We start from the raw sequence: 15,971 nt of genomic DNA, 5'->3' as shown, positions 1-15,971 counted from the left end.
ACAGTTTAACGCAACTTTATATCCAGTCTGCGCGTCTAAATGCAAGTAATATAGGAATATATTTACAATTCAGGAAGTGAAAAAGCAGTTGTGAGAGTTCTGAAACTAATAAGGTGTGACGGAGGTGCGGTACAATAATACAGGCTTTTTTAGAAGAAAACGTACATGCGGGGCAACGTGTACTTGATATTGGTTGCGGACCTGGACATCTAACAAACGCATTGCCACTTGAAGTGGAGGTTGTCGGGATCGATTTATCCAATTCCATGATCGACATGGCACAACAGAAGCGTCCTTCCGGTCAATATTTCGTCCACGATTTCCACAAGGTAAGGCATTGCCTGCTGAACTAGGTAAGTTCAACACGATAGTAGCTAACGGATGCTTCGACTTTTGCGAGAATCTGGTACATGACATCGGTAACGTATCGGCAGCTCTTGAAGGTGGAGGACGTTTTTACTTCACTATAAACGAACGCCGCGCAGAATTGCCCTTTCATGATGCACCTTGGATTGATGCAACTGGAGGACTGACCGATACTCGGATTTTTTTCTGGACTTTCGCCGAGACGGTGGCTGCAATTGAGCAGTTTGGTCTTCGGCCTTTAACCTATCGGTACGCACCAGGCTGGGAGAATGAAGCTTTACAGACAACGATCTATTACGGCTATTGGGTAGTGGAACGCATCCAGAACAGGAGGACGTAACCCCCTTTTAGATGAAAGATCTTTTTCACGTCGCTCAAGCGATTCGATGATACAATAGAACAGTTAGAATTCACTAGACACTGGGTGGTGTAGATAGATGAAGCCTCGCGGGCAGAAGTCTCTTTCTGTAGAGTTGAAAGCTGTTTTGGAAGCGGTTTCCGACCGTATGATTCCGGAAGATGCCTGGCCATCAGCGACAAAAGCCGGTGTACTTACATACTTGGGGCGACACGCAGACGAAGATCCTGGTACTTGGGCGAATCTCTTGGAGCCGGGTCTACTCGCGCTAAATGCAGAAGCGACAAAGCGCGGTGTCCAGTCTTTCACCGATTTGTCTGCTGTCGAGCAAGACAGTCTGCTTCATGAAGTAGAGAAGGGGCGAGTTCGGGACTGGCCTGTTCAACCGAAGCTGGTTTTTGAAACGTTATTGAGCCTTGTCATCGAAGGGTACTATGGAAGCCCTGAATCTGGAGGAAATCACGGGAGTAAATCATGGGATATGATCGGTTTCCGGCCGGGCCCCGTAGCGGGAACGGAGCTGCCAGTCGAGGAATTTGATCTGCCACAGCGGTCATTCGACCAGCTTCGTGATCAATATGATGTTGTCGTGATTGGAGCTGGCGCCGGCGGTTCCGTAGCTGCTGGCGTTCTTGCTGAAGCTGGACTTGACGTGCTCGTCATTGAACGCGGAAGCTGGCTTCGATACGGAGAAGTAGGAAATGATCACTTACGGAACCACCGTTTGAGCAAATATGGTCATAACACGGGTCCTTCATTGGCAGGAAACCCTCGGACAATACTTTTGTCGGGGAATGAAGAACGGATCACTGCGCCTTTTGAAGGTGACTATCATAATAACGCAATGACTGTGGGTGGCGGAACGAGGGTATACGGTGCACAGGCATGGCGATTCCATCCGGATGATTTTCGCATGGCAACGCGTTACGGCATTCCTGACGGAAGCTCGCTAAGCGATTGGCCGATTCGTTATCAAGACCTCGAACCTTATTACGAGCGCGCAGAGTGGGAAATCGGTGTTTCGGGGGATGGGAACGCCCACTCGGGGCGAGGCATAAAGAAGTATACTTATCCAATGCCAGCCTTACCGAGAACCAGGGAAGCCAATCGCTTGGCTCAAGCAGCGGAGAAACTAGGCTGGATCGCAGGGCCGGTACCTCTGCTCATTAATTCTGTGGAACGCGACAATCGCCAAGCCTGCGGGCAATGCGGCCAGTGTGTCGGATTTGCCTGCCCAACCAATAGTAAAAATGGCGGCCACAACACCATGCTGGTAAGGGCAATTTCTTCTGGGAATTGCGAGCTGATCCGCGATACTTTCGTAGAGCGTATCGAAACGGAAGGCGGCAAGCGTGCCACGGGAGTTCATCTCGTGCAGGAAATAGACGGAAAGAGGGAGCGCCGTTATGTGAAAGCGGGACATGTGGTGGTCGCCGCCGGAGCCATTGAGAGTGCTCGCCTTCTTCTTAACTCGGCAAACGATTCGGAACCGAACGGGATCGGCAATCGGTATGGTCAGGTTGGCCGACATCTTCAAGGACATGTCTATGCCGGTGCATACGGCATATTCGATGAGGCGATTCAAGAAGGTCTAGGCCCGGGGGTTAGCATTGCTACATTCCGTTTTGAGCATAGCAGCGAAACGGGCATTATCGGTGGAGGGCTGCTTGCTAACGAATTTACCAGGCTGCCGCTCGTTCACTGGTATCGCGCACTTGCGCCGGATGCTGCGAGGTGGGGATTCGCAGGAAAAGAAACGATGCGCGAAACCTATCTGAGGACAAGCCAGATTCAAGGTCCTATCCAAGAAATTCCAACCTCGGAATCCAGAGTAAGGCTCTCTCCCACGGTGAAAGATCGCTACGGCACTCCCGTTGCACAGCTCTCCGGAGGCGTTCATCCGGAATCGCTTCGAGCTTCTGCCATGCTGGCGGAGCAAGCAGAGAAGTGGCTTTGGGCAGCAGGAGCGCGTCAGGTCTGGCGAACAAAGGCCGGTAACGGGCTAAGTGGCGGGCAGCACCAATCGGGTACGTTGCGCATGGGCAATGACCCATCCGTATCCGTCACCGATCCGAGCGGCCGCGTTCATGGATATGATAATCTCTGGGTAAGCGATGGCTCTGTGCATGTAACCAATGGCGGTGTTAACCCCGTATTAACCATTATGGCTCTAGCTTTCCGCACAGCAGAGAACTTAGTGAAACAAGGTTAAACCAGGAGTTATTCGCATAGTATTTCTCCCTCGTAATTCAGGGTCTATTAGGAGGCAAAGCACATGTTGAAATTATTCGAGTATAATTGGCAAGTTCGACAAGACTGGTTCGCTTGGTGCCAAGATGTGTCCGAAGAAGAACTGCTAAAGGAGCGGATAGGCGGGATCGGAGGCATTTTGCGCACGTTGTTTCATATTGCGGATGTGGAATTCAGCTGGTTATCTGTGCTGCAAGGCAAACCAGAGTTCACGGAGCCGTTCGAATCCTATGCCAGCCTGCAGCAAGTGAAGGATTTATCCGCTAGGTTTCACGAGGAGGTTCGTCCTTTTGTCATGTCGTGGACCAATGAAATGGAGTTGAAGGAGCTATCGGAATTAACTCCAAAGGGGGAGCTCGTTAGCTTCAAATATGGAGAAATCATGCGCCATGTCATCGCACACGAAATCCACCATATAGGCCAATTGTCTGTATGGTCGAGGGAAGTGGACAAAGTCCCCGTGACGGCTAATCTCATTCGCCGGGGGTTGTTCTAAACGATAGCACCGAAGTTAGCAGGTATCATAGCACAAAAAAGAACAGGCTGCCGATTTATTTATCGGAGGCCTGTTTATGGTGCATAAGCTTATGAGATGCTGCTTCATTGCTTTAAAATAGTAAGCGATATCATCAAAGGTGCCATTGGTAATTCGTTTGTATACTTTATCAAATGGGTAAGATTCCACGATCCGAACTTTACCGGTTACCCTAACAGCCGGCTCGTTGTCACCGTCGCTGGTCAATATCCATTCTATCTGCATGTGTCTTATGATAACTTCGACAAGATAAGCGCCATAAAGGTTGCAGGCAGAGTTTACTAGTTCAAATGCATTGAACGTCAGAAGATAATAATCCAGGGAAGAAACTATCAGAATACATTAGTGCGATCCACAATTTGCCTAGTTACTTTTTTAATAATCAATTAGGGCAATACATTAGTTTAAAGACGAGTTTTGATCTTACTTTGGAATACACCTATTCAAATCTAAGAGAATTAAACAAGAAAAAATATGCAAAGTACTTTTGAAGCAATATATCGCGATCATCAGTTAACACTGTATTCATGTATTAGGCATTCAACAGAGTTCATTAAGCTCTAACGGGACACGATACTTCAATAACTCAGCCTGCTGAAATGATCCAGCAGGTTGTTCCGCTAACGGGCAGAATAGTTTAAAGGCAGTTCTTTGGAGACATTTGACTTTTATCAGTATTTAGTGAAGAATATAGTCACCATTATCGAGGAGGCGGTTTCAATGGTAACCTTGAACAAGCGGACAGAAACTAAAAGGATAGCGCCTAATCGTCCATAAACTGCGTATTTCCTTATTAATGAGGGCAACCAATAAGTGCAAGGATATCAAAGTATTAAAATGATGGACTATTCCAATCATCAGATAGATCAAATTCGAACGTTGGAGCAACTATGCAAGACGAATGATAGGTCTAGTTTGAGGGTGGGCGTAGAAAGCCTTAAAGCTATAGGGGGAGACGAGGCATACCTTTGTTTTCTCGGTCGTCAGTTAATAGGGTTTGTAAGTTGGTATACTTCCGATGGGACTGAAGCTAATATTAACGGGATGGTTCATCCGGGCTTTCGTCGACAAGGCGTTTTTAAAGCTTTGCTAAAACGTGCGATGTCCGAAATGTTAACACAGGGCATCGAAACCTGCCGCTTTCGTATACCATCGAATTCGAAGCCAGGTATAGACTTCATAAAGCATATAGGCGCAATCTTTAGAACGTCAGAGTTCTCCATGAATCTAAATCAATTACATGCAGATATATCATGTCGTTCGGGCTTGACTTTACAATTAGCAGAAAATCAAGATTTGGAATTTATGGTTAGATGTTCATCGCAAGCCTTTGGCGATTCAGAGACATGGACTAGGAACTATTTTGCTCGCACTATAGAACCTGAACGAGTGACTTACATCGCTTTGGACAGCCTGTCGCCAGTTGGGATGATCAGAGTCAATTGGGTGAACAAGGACACTGCTGTTATTCACGACTTATGTGTACTTACATCACAACAGGGTAGAGGATACGGTCGTGAAATTCTTGCTGGTGTAGTTAAACTTTTACTAGAGCAGAAGTGTTCTACAATTCGACTTGGAGTAGTGACTGAAAATAGACGTGCACTAAACCTCTATCATTCCGTAGGGTTTGAGATAACTGCAGAATCTAGTTACTATGTGATTACTATCCATGAGCTATAAACGATAGTTCAATTAGGGCCATCCAGCAACGGATGTTCCTTTATCTTGTCTTTCAGACAAGCACGAATAGCTGTATCTCCTAGTTTCGATGACAAGGGATGTAACTCGGAACTTTTGTTTAACGAATCATGGAGCAGTTTGCCGGTGGTAGCTGGGTGCTTGATGAGAAGCATTGAGCAATAATCGATTCAACTAACGGGACACAATAGCAGAAAAGATAACAGGCTGCCGACATAAAAACGGCAGCCTGTTCCGATAAACAGCAGTCCATCGCTTGCTTTCGATTCTAAGTGATCCGCTCAACAAACGGACAGAAGAGTGAAACTATTATACTCACAAATTGAGAGGAGCGGGGTCACTGATACTAGGAGGTGTGTCTAAAAGTAAGACAAAAGAAAGAGAGGAAATGATATGTCTAAGTTAATCATGTTAGTTGGCTTGCCCGGAGCAGGGAAATCTACATTCGCAAAGGAATTAGCTATTAAAGAAACTGCGGTAATACTGTCTTCGGATGCATTAAAAGAAGAGTTATTTCCTGGTGGTTATGATGAAAAGATTGATCCTATTGTATTTAATGAATTATATACTAGGGCATTTAATAATATAACAAAGGGAATCAGCGTCATACTTGATGCTACAAATGTTGCATCAGGAACAAGAGTAGCTGCTTTAAAGAGATATTCTAACTGTGAAAAAATTTGTTATTACATAAGTACACCGATTGAGGTTTGCCGTAAAAGAAACAGTCTAAGAGATAAGCCAGTTTCTGATACTGCGATAATGAGAATGCACAATAGTCTGGAAATTCCAACGGTGTCTGAAGGGTTTCATAAAGTATGTATAGTTTGATTTGATTGAAGCTTAGATTATGAAATTCAATGTACTTAAGCTAACCAGGTTCGATAGCACAACGAAGAATAGGCTTAGTATTCGGCGGCCTGTTGCGTTAACGGGCAGGAGAGTTGAATAAAGGCTGCAACATTCAAGAGGATTTCCACGTCTCAATTTCAATTAATGGATATGTAAAGGGGGGACAATTTGGTGAAAAGGAATATTATATATGTTGTAATATGTAGTTTTTCTTTGTTGATTGGTTGCGGAAAAGAACCCATCAAGCAAATTTCAGAACAGCAGAGTGTGAATACTACAACTGGAAATCCAACTGCTCAAGAAGTTTTAAGAATGGATTCGAATGCTAATATTTTTATGTATAGAGACACCATATATAATGCAGGAGTGTCATGGGTAGACGAGTTAAATTTAACCAAAGACGTACAAGTAACTGAAATCAGTCACCAAAGTAATGTTAGTAAAGATTTTAAAAACGGAACAGCAAATAAACTGGAAGTGGGAACAAAGATATTCCGTGTCAAAGAGCGAAATGACATACTGATAGTTGAAACAGAAAAAGGCGACATTAGATTTTATCAATTAGTTGAAGGATAGCTAAATTGATTAGCTAACGGACACTATCGCTCAATATAACACCGACGGCAGCTGGTTTAATGATCAGCTGCCGTTTTATTGAAGTAATAGGCAGAACAGTTCCAATTTGCGGTAATATATAGGCACTAAACCATGAGGGGGGCTTAGAATTCGTTTTATTATTTTCTTACTACTTTGTTGTTTAATAAGTGGATGTAATGGCGTTAAGCAGACGGATGTCAGAACCAACTCGATGCTTTATGATTTCACTGAACCCTCAAAATTCCCGTTTGAAGTAAATGAGGTTCGCACTGAAATTGAAATTGATAACCTTCACCAATTTGTATTCCATTATAAAAATAAGCAGACTGGCCAAGAAATAAGATACATTTTGAGCAAGGTTATTATTGGCAAACTTGATACGTTATCGGATAGCGAAGAAATGCAGTCTATACAGCTCGAAAACGGGATACTTGCCTATTATAAAGAAGATGAGGATAGTCAGTCGATATGGTGGGAAAGTGAGAATGGATTTATAGCTCGCTTTGTGTATTACATTAACGCCAACGGCCATCTGGGGCCATTAGGAGAAAATAAACTAACTCAAAATGAACTAATAAATTTAGTTAATCAAGTTGAGTAGCTAGTTGGAAACGACGATTCGGCGTTCAAATAAACATTCCTGTTAAGGCTAAGAAATGGCCTTTGTCAAAAAAGGAGCGCCTCGGTATGATGGGTTTGTCCACAACACATCAAGGAGGCGCTCTTGTTATGAAGTTTAAACAATCGGAAGCTCAAAATCAACGAATTGAACGAATTACCACCTCGCATCTCATCGTTGGAATCGACATGGCCAAAGAAACACATGTGGCACAGGTTACGAATTATCGTGGAATCGTGCTCACGAATCGACATGTATCGTTTAGCAACAGCATCGAGGGATTTGAAAAGCTGCACCGGTGGATGGAAGACCTCCAGCAAAAGCATCGTATGAGCAAAGTAATCATTGGTATGGAGCCAACAGGCCATTATTGGTGGAACTTGGCCAACTGGCTTACCCATAAAGGATTGCAAGTCGTCTTAGTCAATCCAGCAACGACAAAGCGCAATAAAGAAAACCGCGACAACTGCCAATCGAAGAGCGACCCAAAAGATGCACTTGTCATAGCAGATGTAGTAAGTCGAGGCTTCTACTATGAACATACCAAACAGACACATGTATTCCAGCGTCTTCGAACGCTGATGAGTGATCGAGAATTTTGGGTTACCAATAGCGTTCGGCTGCAAAATCGAATCATTCAGTGGCTGGATATTCGGTTCCCGGAGTTCAGTTTGGTATTCAAGGATTGGACCTGCAAACGTTCTATGGCAACGTTGAAGGAGTTGCCTACGCCGCAGGATCTTGCTGGACGGTCAACACCGGAGATCGTTTCGATGTGGAGAAAACATATGCAAAGGGCAGGCAGCACTACAGGCATACAAAAGGCTGCTGAGCTCCTTGCGCAAGCTAGGCGGAGTGTAGGAGACGTAACAGCCTTAACCGAAGCAAAGCAAGATTTTGTGCGTCTAATTACAGAGTTCGAACGAATTATGGATATGTTAGCAGACATAGAAAAGCATCTAGATCCCCATGGCCGTTCAGCTCCGTTCCATTAAGGGATTTGGTCCAATATTCGTCGCGGCCATCTTAGCAGGTGCAGGTGACCTAAGACAGTATGCTCATGGGCGTCAGTTACTGCGCAATGCCGGTCTGAATCTGGCAGAAAGCACGTCGGGAAAAAGGAAAGGGCAGATCGTCATCTCCAAACGAGGGGATTCCAACCTAAGGAAATATCTATACTTAGCAACCATTCAACTCATCGGAGTTAATCCGATCTTTCAAGAATTGCATCAGCATAATGTTCAAGTAAAACACATGAAAAAGCAACAGTCTGTCTTCAAGCTTGTGGGTAAAGTGGCACGAATTCTGATCGGTATGGTCCATTGGGCTGAAACCTCTCTCCGGAAAAAGCCAGCTATCTCGTTTCACAAGCAGCCTAAGGTGATGAACCGTCACGTATATTGACTCGTTCGCGGGATTTTGACAAAGAAAGCATTGAGAACCGAGTTCGTGCCCGAAAAGGGCTTAGACCCGTCCGCTAAACGCAATCGGTCTCCACACCTTGGATAAGTATGACGATGGAATGTTAGGGCATAGACCCGTCGAGTCATGGGATGGTAAACACCAGGGCACTTGTAGAGTTTGCGTGCAGTAGAATGAAGCGTAAGGGAATGGCTAGTGCGATTCTCCTGTTCCCGCATACCCAAATAATGGCCAGACGGCACTCGCCTCTAACTTTCCCCACCTGCATGATGAATTCAAGGTGATGAAATCCTGCGAATGAGTGAGTATATGTGAGATAAACCCTTAAAACCGAGGGACGGGTACTTTAATGCAATTGATATTGAATAACGGAGACGCATCGCATGCAAAATTTAAAAAAGATTTTTCATAAGAAAAATATTGATATTAAGAAAGGTGACATTCTTAAAATAACAGTTTGTGTTGATGGTGGTTTTGAAGAACTTGTATCTGATGCATTTGATTTTGATGTTGTTTTAAATAGTTGGGGGTATATGGTGGAGGGAAAGATAATAAACCCATTTAAACTAAGTAACTATACTCGCGACGGTAGTATTAAGTTTGTAGCAGATATAAAGTTCGTTAGAAAAGCTAAAGACACAGATGAGTTAAGATAAGACTTTTATGCGAAGATCTACTGCAAATTCTTAATTTTCATAAAATATCCATTACTACTTTGGATATCGAGGTCGTGAATTAGAGTTAATTTGTTGACGGGTCTGAAATGAGTCTTGTTTAAAATAAAGTTCTTTAATTGCTTGATATCACTGAAGCAGACAAAACCTCCCAAATTTAGCGAAGCTAAATTTGGGAGGTTTTGTTATGAGGATGAACGAATTTGTTCGTAAAACGCAAATCACAAACCCAGTTTAGTTCGTTTTAGAATGCGATCCAGCTGCGAATGAAAGTGAAATTAGAAAAGTTGAATCCTACTTTTCCATAACGTTGCCTGAGGAGCTCGTTCCGTATTTACTTTCACATTATTTGATGCTTTGCACTAATTCCGTCAGCGTTTTATTCAAGCTCTCGTTCAATTTTCCAACGAGTTTGATATCGATCGGGTTTGCTTTCGATGCGGCAACTTCCGGATTCAAGCTTTCTTCGATTTTCTCGTAGTAATCCGCATAGTCTTTATTGACACTATCCTCGAAAGAAGACCAAACGTCCTCCAATTTTGGACCGAGTTCTTTGATTTTCGCTTCGTTGCCGGCTTCGATTTCCTTCTGAAGATCATCCGTAACGCTGATCAAATCATTCGCGCCCTTCTTGACAGTGTCATCCGCTTTGTTGGATCCGCAGCCGGAAAGTGTTAAAGCCAGAACAAGGATTAGTGCAGCTAGTAATTGCTTCATTGATAAGTCCTCCAAATGATAGTTTATTAGGTTGCTGCAATTTGTGCTTTGGATCTGTTCTTGCGCAAACGGCCCATGATTAAGAATCCGATCGCAAATAACGTGATTACCAGTTGCGGTGCCGAGCTTTGCCAAGATGGGTAGAAGGCAATAAAATCAATGCTCGGAAGCGTTGACGAGTTCGATACTGGCACGATCCCCGCAAGCTGCAAGCTGTGAATGCCAAGGCCCATAAATTTGATGCATAAGTAGAATACAATCAAGCTCGAGATCATAAAGAACGGACGGATCGGCAATTTGAATCCTACATAGAGCATGAGAAACGCGAGTACCGCTAAAAACCCAAAACCAATCAGCATCCCCAATAGCAGCTGCTGCACACTAATTTGATTGATCATGCCGATGATGAACAGAACTGTTTCGGTGCCTTCGCGGAACACCGCCAGGAATGATAGAAGGCCGAGAGAGACTACCCGTCCCGTGCTCATCGCTGTTTCGGTTTTGGATTTGATGAACCTATTCCATTGATTCATGTTGGAGTTGCTATGCAGCCAGTAGCTCATGTAAAGAAGCATGGCTGCAGCGAAAACTCCTGTCCAGCCCGAGATAATGAAATTATTTCGGCCAAAGGCTCCCGATGAGAATACAACCTTAATGATGATGGCTAGAATCGTGCTAAGAACAAGACCGGCGCCGACACCGGATAAGATCCACACTTTCCCATGCCCTTTATTCGATTTCTTCGCAAAAGAGAGCAGCGCTCCTACGACGAGCAACGCTTCTAAGCCTTCACGGATCGGAATCATGGCTGCATCCCAGAACGTATAAGCGGACTTTTGGCTAAGCGGTGTAAGATAGGCGATCATATCGTCAGTCGTTTTCTCTGCGTTGTCGAATTTCTGATCCTTGACCATCGCTTGGATCACGACCATGTCCCGTTCCGAACTGCTGTAGACGGAAGCCGATTGCGCCACGACGATTCCTTCTACGCTAAGCCAAGTTTCCCGAGCCTTCGAGATCGCTTCAAGCGATTGCTGTTGATCTTGCGCATGTACGTTATCTTTAATCTGCTGCAGCAAATGAATAAAATCGGAGAGCGACAAATCTTGGTCCGTCGAATCGGTCGACTTGCCATATTTTCCAGCAATAAAGTCTTCGGCCGCTTGTTCCAAGCCTTGAAGAGCCGTTTTGGCGTCTTTAGACTTTTCGGTCATATAGGCGTATTCGACCTGTCCCATTTGCGATTCGATGTCCTTGTACGCGTCCACTGAATCGGCTTTGATGGTACCTTCCACCTGTAGCCACTGGTCATGGAACTGATCATACGATTTTTTAGAAGATTTCAAATCGGTGCCCGCTTGATCGAGAGCTCTCTCGATGTAGACATTAAGCTTAGTCATATTCTCAACACCAGAGCCTGAAGCGTACGCACCTGGAGGAAACACGAGCATAAGCGAAAGTAAGGCAATAATTCCTGTAATAAAACGCATTGGTTACCCCACCTTAGCTATAAATACAAAACCAAGAATGAAAATCATTATCATTTTACCTTTGCGATTTTAACTTATTATTTTTTTGGCGTCAATGATTAAATAGTAGCATTTCCATTGCGACATGCGTACAGCCATGGTTTCTTATCTAGTCTATTAACTGCAACAAAGAGACTGTCTTAGTAGGAAACGTACAAATCTCCTTTCCGTCAGGTGTCATTACACATGCAGTAATAGACATTAAGTTTTACGTATGTAGACTTGTTTCCAACCATGAGGTATCAAGATGGGAAGAAATATCGAGGTCAGGTGTATACGTTAAATGAGATTTATCATGTAATTAATGAATTCGGGTTACCCCAGGAATGGAATACTCAGGGGAAAAATGGACCTGAGAGGTACATAGAAGTACAAATTTGGGATGATAAACCGTTAACCACATGGTTGCGCTAATAGGATACTCACTATCACCTATTACAACACGACGGCAGCTGGGCATCTAGCCAGCTATTGTGTTTCGTTGAACGGGGCAGGATAGTTCGATGAGGTATATGCAGTTCGAGATCCGCAACTGCTCCATTTTCATTTCGCAAAACAGGCAGGATAGTGTGTTAGGTATCGCGAATCTTATTGAGGTTGAACGATATGCAATAAAAAGGGGCAAATGTATGTTTGGGTTTAATAAAAAGAAAAAGTACAAAATCCCTGGAGATAAAATAAAAAGATTAATTGAATCTGAAGAAGGATGTATTGCAACTGACAGGATAACAGTTGATGGTAGTAAGGTTGGGTTTATGTACAGAGAAGAACCGAGTTCTAGTTATCCAGATAGTGGGTGGCGGTTTATGGCTGGTGATGAGGATGAAAATTATATGAGTAATCCTAAATATCATGCCGTTTACCAAGTCAATACGATATGTAATTATGATTTGGATATTATTCAATTTCTTGATTCTCCACCAGGTACTGCTTTTATTAGAGATAAGACAGGCAAATTAGTTTTAGATGAGGATTGGGAAAATCCTGAAGAATGAGCTAATGGAGAATGAGAACCGAAAACATAACAAAGAACAGGCTGCCAACTCTAAATTGGCAGCCTGTTCCGCTAACGGACAGTTTTCATCAATAAGTACTCTAATAAATATGAAATAACTAAATGAAGGATGCCGATCCCGTTTGGATTGAGCATCCTTCTTGTTATTGTGTTCTATTTATTCCTAGCGAACGTTTGACCGGCCAACTCTAATGTATCTCCGTTTACAACGAATTCGACCGTACTATCAGACATGTCCGCTACGATACGGATATGAGAAGAGTCAATGATCAAGTAGTTCCCAACTGCTTGACCAGCACGATAAAAGACGCCGTCTGCAGTCAACTCCATTACCGTTCCTTTGCGCGATTCGGTCCAAGAGCCGACTAGCTTAGATACGATATCCGCGCTTGCCGAAACGGCCGGCGTGAGGACCAGATCATAGCCTCTCGCTGTCAAATGATCGACGATTGCCTTGTAACTTGCGTTGTCCGGTGTGCCTACCCCGAACGGATTCTCCTTCGCATCTCTGAGGACGTACACATACTCGCCTTTAGTTCCCAACACCGAGTCTTTAACATCGTGGCTCTCTGCACTCCAATTTGCCTGATCAATAACCTCAACCGTAGCGAGAACACGTGCCTCAGGGGAGGCTGCATCCTGCGGCAAGTAAAGCAAGTCGATCGCGCTAAGAGCGCCCGCTGACAATGCTCCGGACTTAATTCCGTCTGCGACCGTTTCGGTCGGCCATACAGTCGGTCGAAGCTTGCCGCCAAACGATGACGGAATCTGCAAGGAGTATCCGTATTTGTCCAATATCAATCGCTCATCTGCTCGATACTCGAGATACTCGCTCTTGGGGGTGAAATATGCCGTCTGTGAGGATCCTTCCCAATACACGTCATAACCGAGTTGTCTAGCTACGCTGCGAACGGGCAAATACGTGTGGTTATTATAAACGAGAGGCGTCACTGCCGAGCCGTCTTGATCTATTAATTCGACTTGGCTTCCGCCTACATTAACGTGTACGGACGGATTTAAGAATGCCTTCACTTGGGTCAATTGCCCAGATGCGTAAACACCAGCCGCGAGCCCTAATGTCATGGTTGCGGCTAACCCTGCAGCGATAACAGTCTTTTTCTTCATGGAAATGACCTCCGTAAGCTTATTGTGGGATGCACATAGCTATGACGGGTCACCTTGCGAAAAAGTTTGGATGAATTCTCTGATACGGAATTATTTTACGTATTCTTGATTAACCAGTTCGTTAACTAATAGCTCCGTCGGTATGACGAATTCGACTATGCCCATCGATCCTGGAGCGACAGCGTACTTATCGAAGGAAATGACCAGTTTATTATCAGAATTAATATAGAAATTTTGATCCTTCTCAATTGATCTGAAATTCATGTCCGACTCAGGCTGGCCATTCCCGGAAACCCAGAAAAACGCGTTCTTCTCTTGTTTCATTCTCGCTAACATTTGTTCCTTAATGTTGTTGCTAATGATCTCGATATACCGATCGTCTTTAAATAGACTCGGCAGCGTGATGAGCACATGGTTCACTTTGTCGACCGTATCGTATTTGAATGTGGTGGAGGAAGAACCTACGGTATTCGCGACATAGCGTCCGACGGATAACAGGCGATCCGTTTCGGTTTTGACAACATAGCCGCTTTCAACACCTGCTTCTCCACCGCCGCCTTTCTTCAAATCCTCGACCTCGGACATGAATTCATCGTATAGCCGCTTGCTCTCCGCAGAATATTTGTCGTTCAGCTGTTGCTCTAACGACTTGTCTCCAAGATCGGTAATTGCCGGAACATGAATATGCGCTTTATAAGTGGGTTCTTCAACCTTGTACTCGCGGATAGTTAGTACTTTAGCGATGGGGCCGATTACGGGCCACTTCGAAGACGCACTCGCGAATGAGGGACTCACGTTTAAAGCAGAGATAAACAAGGTCACAATTGCAGCTGCAGCAGCTATCCATCGAATCCGTATCGTTTTCTTATGGAGATGCTTGCGAATTGCTTCATCCACAATAATGTCCAGACCCTCGGGGACAGGTATTTCGCTATATTGTCGCTTCAGTTCGGTCATCTTGTTAACCATTGCCATCCACCTTATTCAAGTTTTCATCGTTCATGAACAAGCGCAATTTTCGAAGAGCTTCGTATAATCGCGACTTGATTGTGTTGACATTTTCGTTTAAAACTTGGGCGATTTCTTCAATTTTCATGTCTTCGAAGTACCGAAGCACGACTACGCTTCGATAAAGAGGAGGGAGCAAACTCATCGCTGACTCCAAATCAAAGTCCTTGTATGCATCTTGTGAGCTTAACCCAAAGGTTTCAAGCGTCTCCACGTCTAGCGTAACGACGTTTTTCTGCTTTCTCAAAAAGTCTAACGCAGTGTTTATAACGATGCGATAAAACCAACTCTTCGACTGGGTCACATCTTTAAGTGACTTTGAAGCTGCTAAAGCTTTCTGAATGGCCTCTTGAATTATGTCCAGCGCGTCATCGGGATTTCTGACGTATGTATATGCCAAACGATAAGCGTTATCTTTGTGTAGCAAGATGCATTGCAGCACTTCCTTTGAAGAATGGGAAGCAAACATGACGATTAAACTCTCCTTTACAATTAGGGCCGTAAGACTAAGACCTTACGGGTGAACAAAAAGTTTGGTGTGGAGATAATATGTAAATAAGATTTTTAAAATACTACAGCAGAGCTGATTACGGCGATTGGAGATTGCCGGGTGGAGGGATGGAACCAGGTGAAACTATTAAAGAAACGATGATCCGAGAGGTGAAAGAGGAGACTGGATGGAAACAAGGTTGTTTTCATTATGTTTCTATTCAATGCTATGACAAATTACAATGATCATTTATCAGAAGATGGGGATACTATTAAGTTCCGGGACGATCAAAATGAATCGTTGAAATTACAATTTTGGGATATAAATTCTATCTCACTAGATCAAATAAACAAAGTACAAAGACCGATTTTTGAAGATTTGAACTATGGGCATACAAACTTGCTAAGAACTTAACAAGAGCTTTACTCGTGGCTGTAGGTCTGAGTCTGATTATTTCGCTGCTTAAGAAATACATGATAATTATTAAGCAACTCATCAAGTTGCTGAGACTTTTCAAGTACAATTGGCGAAGTCAATCCTAAATGTTCAAACGATGTATGCAACTGTTCCCTTAAGCTTTCTATCTCAAGAAGAAGCTGACCAGCATCATTAACGGCAGCGGAGCTATCGGTTACGATAGCTGATTTTCGAGTTAAGATCATTTTTAACCCCATTACCTCAATTTTCTTACCATTCCAGAAGCAATATCTCAC

The 15,971-nt window shown here is 43.9% G+C and carries 19 protein-coding genes; 13 read left to right on the top strand and 6 right to left on the bottom strand.

Annotation, left to right across the window (positions count from 1 at the left end; all coding sequences use genetic code 11):
• Window positions 1-134 precede the first annotated feature (134 nt).
• The 11 genes from A8990_RS32775 to A8990_RS20120 all read left to right on the top strand — a co-directional run bounded on the left by A8990_RS32775 (window position 135) and on the right by A8990_RS20120 (window position 9,356).
• A complete protein-coding gene (locus tag A8990_RS32775) occupies window positions 135-353 on the top strand; it encodes a class I SAM-dependent methyltransferase (protein WP_116190848.1) in 219 nt (72 codons plus the stop codon).
• Window positions 338-706 carry a class I SAM-dependent methyltransferase gene (locus A8990_RS20165; protein WP_116190847.1) on the top strand — a complete coding sequence of 123 codons (369 nt, stop codon included), beginning with the start codon at window positions 338-340 and terminating at the stop codon, window positions 704-706. Before A8990_RS32775 ends, A8990_RS20165 begins: the two co-directional genes overlap by 16 nt.
• Before the next feature lie 97 nt (window positions 707-803).
• A complete protein-coding gene (locus tag A8990_RS32510; RefSeq protein ID WP_116190846.1) occupies window positions 804-2,936 on the top strand; it encodes a GMC family oxidoreductase in 2,133 nt (710 codons plus the stop codon).
• Window positions 2,937-2,999: 63 nt separating this feature from the next.
• A complete protein-coding gene (locus A8990_RS20155) occupies window positions 3,000-3,470 on the top strand; it encodes a DinB family protein (protein WP_116190845.1) in 471 nt (156 codons plus the stop codon).
• Window positions 3,471-4,322: 852 nt separating this feature from the next.
• On the top strand, window positions 4,323-5,192 hold the full coding sequence (locus A8990_RS20145) for a GNAT family N-acetyltransferase (RefSeq protein WP_116190843.1): 870 nt from the start codon (window positions 4,323-4,325) through the stop codon (window positions 5,190-5,192).
• A 411-nt stretch (window positions 5,193-5,603) separates the two neighbouring features.
• On the top strand, window positions 5,604-6,041 hold the full coding sequence (locus tag A8990_RS20140; protein ID WP_116190842.1) for an ATP-binding protein: 438 nt from the start codon (window positions 5,604-5,606) through the stop codon (window positions 6,039-6,041).
• A gap of 192 nt (window positions 6,042-6,233) precedes the next feature.
• Window positions 6,234-6,638, top strand: a complete 405-nt coding sequence (locus A8990_RS20135) for a hypothetical protein (RefSeq protein WP_116190841.1) — start codon at window positions 6,234-6,236, stop codon at window positions 6,636-6,638.
• A 232-nt stretch (window positions 6,639-6,870) separates the two neighbouring features.
• Complete coding sequence (locus A8990_RS20130) at window positions 6,871-7,260, top strand: hypothetical protein (protein WP_116190840.1); 390 nt, start codon at window positions 6,871-6,873, stop codon at window positions 7,258-7,260.
• Window positions 7,261-7,388: 128 nt separating this feature from the next.
• Window positions 7,389-8,273, top strand: a complete 885-nt coding sequence (locus tag A8990_RS20125) for an IS110 family transposase (RefSeq protein WP_245996116.1) — start codon at window positions 7,389-7,391, stop codon at window positions 8,271-8,273.
• The gene (locus A8990_RS32190; RefSeq protein ID WP_245996115.1) at window positions 8,248-8,682 is read left to right on the top strand and encodes an IS110 family transposase; all 435 of its coding nucleotides are present in this window, start codon (window positions 8,248-8,250) and stop codon (window positions 8,680-8,682) included. The genes A8990_RS20125 and A8990_RS32190 overlap by 26 nt, the downstream gene beginning before the upstream one ends.
• 401 nt (window positions 8,683-9,083) lie before the next feature.
• On the top strand, window positions 9,084-9,356 hold the full coding sequence (locus tag A8990_RS20120; RefSeq protein ID WP_116190839.1) for a hypothetical protein: 273 nt from the start codon (window positions 9,084-9,086) through the stop codon (window positions 9,354-9,356).
• Between the two features lie 363 nt (window positions 9,357-9,719).
• Here A8990_RS20120 and A8990_RS20115 read toward each other — a convergent pair whose 3' ends face one another.
• Complete coding sequence (locus A8990_RS20115) at window positions 9,720-10,091, bottom strand: hypothetical protein (RefSeq protein WP_116190838.1); 372 nt, start codon at window positions 10,089-10,091, stop codon at window positions 9,720-9,722.
• 26 nt (window positions 10,092-10,117) lie between these two features.
• The gene (locus tag A8990_RS20110) at window positions 10,118-11,581 is read right to left on the bottom strand and encodes an FTR1 family iron permease (protein ID WP_116190837.1); all 1,464 of its coding nucleotides are present in this window, start codon (window positions 11,579-11,581) and stop codon (window positions 10,118-10,120) included.
• 668 nt (window positions 11,582-12,249) lie between these two features.
• Here A8990_RS20110 and A8990_RS20100 point away from each other — a divergent pair.
• Entirely contained in the window at window positions 12,250-12,615 is a 366-nt protein-coding gene (locus A8990_RS20100; RefSeq protein WP_116190868.1) for a DUF2185 domain-containing protein, read from the top strand.
• A gap of 173 nt (window positions 12,616-12,788) precedes the next feature.
• Here A8990_RS20100 and A8990_RS20095 read toward each other — a convergent pair whose 3' ends face one another.
• From A8990_RS20095 to A8990_RS20085, 3 genes are all read right to left on the bottom strand, one after another.
• Window positions 12,789-13,760, bottom strand: coding sequence for a stalk domain-containing protein (locus A8990_RS20095; RefSeq protein ID WP_116190836.1), 972 nt, complete (start codon window positions 13,758-13,760; stop codon window positions 12,789-12,791).
• A 90-nt stretch (window positions 13,761-13,850) separates the two neighbouring features.
• Window positions 13,851-14,729 carry an anti-sigma-V factor RsiV gene (gene rsiV, locus A8990_RS20090; protein WP_116190835.1) on the bottom strand — a complete coding sequence of 293 codons (879 nt, stop codon included), beginning with the start codon at window positions 14,727-14,729 and terminating at the stop codon, window positions 13,851-13,853.
• Window positions 14,722-15,237, bottom strand: a complete 516-nt coding sequence (locus tag A8990_RS20085) for an RNA polymerase sigma factor SigV (protein ID WP_116190834.1) — start codon at window positions 15,235-15,237, stop codon at window positions 14,722-14,724. The genes rsiV and A8990_RS20085 overlap by 8 nt, the downstream gene beginning before the upstream one ends.
• A 149-nt stretch (window positions 15,238-15,386) precedes the next feature.
• On the opposite strand from A8990_RS20085, the gene A8990_RS32185 reads away from it, so the two are divergent.
• Window positions 15,387-15,503, top strand: a complete 117-nt coding sequence (locus tag A8990_RS32185) for an NUDIX domain-containing protein (RefSeq protein ID WP_245996114.1) — start codon at window positions 15,387-15,389, stop codon at window positions 15,501-15,503.
• 177 nt (window positions 15,504-15,680) lie between these two features.
• Here A8990_RS32185 and A8990_RS20075 read toward each other — a convergent pair whose 3' ends face one another.
• Window positions 15,681-15,920 carry an aspartyl-phosphate phosphatase Spo0E family protein gene (locus A8990_RS20075; RefSeq protein ID WP_116190867.1) on the bottom strand — a complete coding sequence of 80 codons (240 nt, stop codon included), beginning with the start codon at window positions 15,918-15,920 and terminating at the stop codon, window positions 15,681-15,683.
• Window positions 15,921-15,971: the final 51 nt, after the last annotated feature.

Origin of the sequence: Paenibacillus taihuensis, from assembly GCF_003386535.1 — a bacterium.
GTDB lineage: Bacteria > Bacillota > Bacilli > Paenibacillales > Paenibacillaceae > Paenibacillus_Z > Paenibacillus_Z taihuensis.
Note: the sequence above shows the minus strand (reverse complement) of the source record. Positions and strands in the feature narration are given on the sequence as shown.